The organism is Pirellulales bacterium, assembly GCA_035499655.1.
Lineage (GTDB): Bacteria > Planctomycetota > Planctomycetia > Pirellulales > JADZDJ01 > DATJYL01.
In genome coordinates this window covers 1-3,360 of the sequence record DATJYL010000202.1, presented here as the reverse complement: position 1 = coordinate 3,360, position 3,360 = coordinate 1, and the positions used below count along the sequence as shown (strand labels likewise).

Annotated in this window: 4 protein-coding genes; all 4 read left to right on the top strand. The window is 55.3% G+C overall.

All coding sequences use genetic code 11. The annotated features are described in order from the left end of the window. Window positions 1-147 precede the first annotated feature (147 nt). The gene (locus tag VMJ32_15025; protein ID HTQ40336.1) at window positions 148-699 is read left to right on the top strand and encodes a PEP-CTERM sorting domain-containing protein; all 552 of its coding nucleotides are present in this window, start codon (window positions 148-150) and stop codon (window positions 697-699) included. Window positions 700-941: 242 nt separating this feature from the next. Next, entirely contained in the window at window positions 942-1,751 is an 810-nt protein-coding gene (locus VMJ32_15020) for an NTP transferase domain-containing protein (GenBank protein HTQ40335.1), read from the top strand. A 79-nt stretch (window positions 1,752-1,830) separates the two neighbouring features. Beyond that, window positions 1,831-2,775: a ribose-phosphate pyrophosphokinase gene (locus VMJ32_15015; GenBank protein HTQ40334.1), complete on the top strand. Its 945-nt coding sequence runs from the start codon at window positions 1,831-1,833 to the stop codon at window positions 2,773-2,775. A gap of 186 nt (window positions 2,776-2,961) precedes the next feature. After that, the coding region (locus VMJ32_15010) for a hypothetical protein (protein HTQ40333.1) at window positions 2,962-3,360 on the top strand (399 nt) is incomplete at its 3' end.

Genomic DNA, 3,360 nt, shown 5'->3' with positions numbered 1-3,360 from the left:
ACAACTCGTCTGGTAATAATTTACCTGCCATGGCCTTCATCCCTCCGTGATTCGACTTGATCCGAAACACAAAAGGACATCATATTGATCCCTACTCAACAACCAACGCAAGATTAGTTTTGTCCGGTGGCTCTAAGTCTTGCGGCCATGTTGGTCTTTGTAAGCGCCGCTCCGGCCTGGGCACAACTTAGCGCCACGGCCACCATTTCGACCGCTCAGACCAGCGCGCCTTTCAATTACACCATTCAATTGCACAACACGGGCACGACGACCATCGGCACGTTGTGGTTCGCCTGGATCCCGCTGGGACCAACCTACAATTTTCTTAGTTCACAGGCGTCGAATATCACCGTGCCGACGGGATGGACTGGGTTTTCGACCGGGACAGCCTTTGGTGGGGACGGTTACGGAATTGAAATGTATGATATCGGCGGTAGCGGCGATTTGATCGCGTCGGGCGGAAACGCAACCTTTGGCTTTACCGACAGCGAATCGCACACTCAATTGATGCAAAACGCCAATTTTATCACCAGCGATAAAGTGACTACTTCGTTCATCTACGTCAACAGTCCAGAAGGCGATCCCGGATTTCAATTTAATGTACAAGTGGTGCCGGAGCCCTCGGGCATGGTGTTGGCAGGTCTCGGGGGATTGGCAGGCCTGACGATTTGGCGCCGACGGCGCGCAGCGGCGGCATAAATTATTTACAGCATCAGCGCGGTCGGATTCAGACCAGCCATAGCGGGCGTCTCACAGCGATGAGGCGCCCGTTTTTTGCGCCCGGCACATTTTGTGTCTGATATAAGCGAGTGGCACGGCCAATTGACACAATCTGCACCGGTGCGTTTGAGCAGATCAAATGGTATATTTATCGGTCCGGAGAATTTTGTGGATTGGAAATGAACCGGGTTTGATTTTGAATCCTTTTTGCAACGCCTCCTATGCTTTCACCCGTCGCCATTGTGTTAGCCGCCGGCAAAGGGACACGGATGAAATCCGACCTGCCCAAGGTGCTGTTTCCCGTTTGCGGGCGGCCGATGATCGAATACGTGCTGGACGCGCTGGCCGAAGTGGGCGTACGGCGCGTCGTGGTGGTAGTGGGTTATCGGGCCGATTTGGTGCGCGAAAAGCTAACGCATTGGCAAAGCGGCGGCACCCTCACCCCGGCCCTCTCCCAAGGCGAGAGGGAAAAGATGAGTGTGGAATTTGTGGAGCAATCGCCGCAGTTGGGCACCGGGCACGCCGTGATGGTGTGCCGACCGGCGCTGTCGAATCACACCGGGCAAATTTTGATTCTCACCGGCGATACCCCCCTGGTGCAGCCAGCTACTTTACGGGCCATGTTCACGGAGTTCGAGCGGACTCGGCCGGCCTGCCTGATGGGAACGGCTATTAAACAGAACCCGGCGGGGCTGGGGCGTGTCGTGCGCGATGCTGCGGGCAATTTTGTGGCGATTGTGGAAGAAAAGGACGCCACGCCCGTGCAAATTGCCATCCACGAAGTGAACATGAGTTATTACTTGTTCGACAGCCGCCAGTTATGGCACGCGCTGGATCGAACTCGCAACGAGAACGCCCAGGGGGAGTATTACATCACCGATTGCCCTGGTATCCTGAAAGCCGAAGGGAAAGACGTGCGGGCCCTGTGTGCATTGGCGGCGTGCGAAACGTTGAGCGTGAACACCGTGGACGAATTGGCCGAAGTCGAGGCCGAGTTGATAAACGCGCGCTTCCCTACGGGTCGCGGCTAAAACGCAAGCAGAATAAGTGGATGACGATTGATCGTTCACAACTGACAACTGACCACCGTCCACTGACCACTTTCCGGCAATGAACGATCTCAAAATTTTCAGCGGCCGCGCCAATCCGGTTCTGGCCGGAAAAATTGGCGAGTATTTGGGCTTGCCGTTGGGGAAGGTCACCATCGGCAATTTTCCCGACGGGGAAATTTCCTGCAAAATTGACGAAGACGTGCGGGGACGCGATGTGTTCATCGTGCAGCCCACTTGCCCGCCGGTGAACGAAAACTTGATGGAGCTGTTGATTATGATCGACAGCTTTCTGCGAGCCAGCGCCTATCGCATTACCGCCGTATTGCCTTATTTCGGCTACGCTCGGCAAGACCGCAAAGATTCCGGCCGGGTGCCGATTACGGCGAAGCTGGTGGCCAACATGATCGCCCGCGCCGGCACCGACCGGGTGCTGGCCATGGATTTGCACGCCGCGCAGTTGCAGGGTTTTTTTGACGTGCCGGTGGATCACCTCTACGCCGCACCGGTGCTCAACGAGTATTTTCGCAACCAGGGTTTAACCAAGAGCGATTTGGTCATTGTCAGCGCCGATGAGGGAGGCATTAAACGGGCTTTGGGGCATGCCAATCGCTTGGGTGCGCCGCTGGCTGTGGTCGATAAGCGCCGCACCAGCGCCGATAGCACCAAGCAGGAAAACATTATCGGCGCTTCGGTCAAAGACAAAATTGTGCTGATGTTTGACGACATGATCAGCACGGCCAGCAGTATTTGCGGCGCTGCCAAAGTGCTGAAGGAGAATGGGGCTCGCGAAATTCACGTCGCCGCCACCCATGGTGTGCTGGTGGGTCCGGCCATCGACCGGCTCACTTCCGCACCCATCGATACGGTGGCGATTACCGACACCATTCCTCTTAAACCGCAACAAACGCTGCCAAAAATTAAAGTGATTTCGGTCGGCTCGCTGTTGGGCCAGGCCATTAAGCGCATTCACCGGAACGAATCGGTGAGCATGCTGTTCGGGTGATCGTCAATTGTCCGTGGTCAGTAGTCAGTAGCAAACGGCAAATTTCATCCCATCAGCCGTACCCATTGTTCCCAACCGGCAACTGACCACGGACAATGGACCACACGCAAATTAGTTGACTTTTGCCTTTTCGCGGGCTTAGATTGGATTGTGGAACAGGGACAAGCAGTATTTGGCGAGGCACGTATGTACGCTTCTAACGGAAACAGATTTTTCGATTGCATTCATTACCAGCATGCAATGTGGCTGACCGCGATCGTTTGTGGGCTGGCCCTCGGCACGCAACCGGCCTGGGCTCAATACGGTACGGGCATCATGCCGTACGTTCCTAGGACCAATCGTTCGAACAATCCGTATTCGAATCCGAATTCGTCTACGAATCGCGGGGCACAGCCGTTTCAAGGCACGGCCACCATAACAGCCGTAGGGACACTCGGGTTAGAAGTCACCGACGCCAATGGGACGAACTGGCGGCTGGCCCCGGAAAAAAATTGCTTGATTGAAGTCACCGGCACGGCCGACCCCAGTTTTCTTAAGCCTGATATGCTGGTGAAATTTTCCGCACAGTTCGACAAAAAAGGGAAA

Bases quoted from the DNA above. Each gene is read 5' to 3' on its own strand.
- VMJ32_15020 (HTQ40335.1), top strand. From the start codon at position 942: ATGCTTTCACCCGTCGCCATTGTGTTAGCCGCCGGCAAAGGGACACGG.
- VMJ32_15015 (HTQ40334.1), top strand. From the start codon at position 1,831: ATGAACGATCTCAAAATTTTCAGCGGCCGCGCCAATCCGGTTCTGGCC.
- VMJ32_15025 (HTQ40336.1), top strand. From the start codon at position 148: ATGTTGGTCTTTGTAAGCGCCGCTCCGGCCTGGGCACAACTTAGCGCC.